Annotated in this window: 2 protein-coding genes; both read left to right on the top strand. The window is 34.3% G+C overall.

Annotated elements, in window-relative coordinates:
* Positions 1-50 precede the first annotated feature (50 nt).
* Positions 51-719, top strand: a complete 669-nt coding sequence (locus ACYTR8_RS10275; protein WP_368385069.1) for a hypothetical protein — start codon at positions 51-53, stop codon at positions 717-719.
* Positions 716-999 (top strand): hypothetical protein (locus ACYTR8_RS10270; RefSeq protein ID WP_479642118.1); only part of this gene is annotated, 284 nt, incomplete at its 3' end. The genes ACYTR8_RS10275 and ACYTR8_RS10270, both read left to right, overlap by 4 nt.

The raw sequence follows: 999 nt of genomic DNA, 5'->3' as shown, positions 1-999 counted from the left end.
CGCTTTAAGTCAAGCCAAAATTAAAATAAGCCAGAAAGAGAGAGGATAGCATGGGATTATTTCTTAAAGCAATGAAAGTGAGTTCAGGAGCAACTCTCGGATATGCTGCTACTAATATGGGGATTAAAAAAGCAGCTGAATGGTCAGAAACCTCAAAAATAGAGAATTATAACAGACACCGAAAAAAGTTTTATGATCCTTTTATTCGAAAAGATTTGATACATTTAGAAGTTGATGGTAAATTACAGGCAATTCCTTATCCTTTTTATCAGGAAAAGAAGATAACAGTCGATTACAAGCACTTTGATAAACAACAGGCACTGCTGTTGGCTAAAAAATACCCATTAATGGTTTACTTGTGCTTTGTCTTATTATTAAGCTTCATTGGTCAATTTAACTATACAGCTAGTGAGTTTGCATCTGGAGCGTGGTTCATCTTTTGGATTATTCTGATTATCATTGCTTGCCAAAAACTCCTATCTAATCAAGACCAAGTCACTAAAACACTGATGACTGACGGTAAGCAATATTGGCATATTCGTGAATATGTCCGTCAAGCTTTGGATGAGAATGAACTGACTCCTGAAGAAGGAATCAAAAAATTATTGAATGCCAGATTGGTTCAACAATTTCCTGATACGATTGAAGAGATTGAAGCAAATGCTTTCTATTATAAAAAAGAAAAAGAGAAAGAGAAAGGTTTGAGCAAGGAGCAATGAGAAAAAAACTACTAGCTATTTTATTCTTCTTAAGTGTTTTCTGCTTAGTCGCTTGTGGTAGATCTATAAATGGAACTTATATTCAAAGAGGAGACGGCATTCAACGTCAGTTATCCATATCTGATAACAAAACCGCTAAGATGAAGATAAAAAACTTTTTATTTGGAACATACCATTTAAAAGGAACTATTAATCAACAGAAGAAAGAAATCCACCTCAAAGGAGAAAAATGGGGAGCTTCTGTTGATCTGGAAGGCACTTATGATTTTACTGATAAAGG

This window comes from Streptococcus sp. F2 (assembly GCF_056500955.1).
This window is presented reverse-complemented; position numbering and strand designations above follow the sequence as displayed.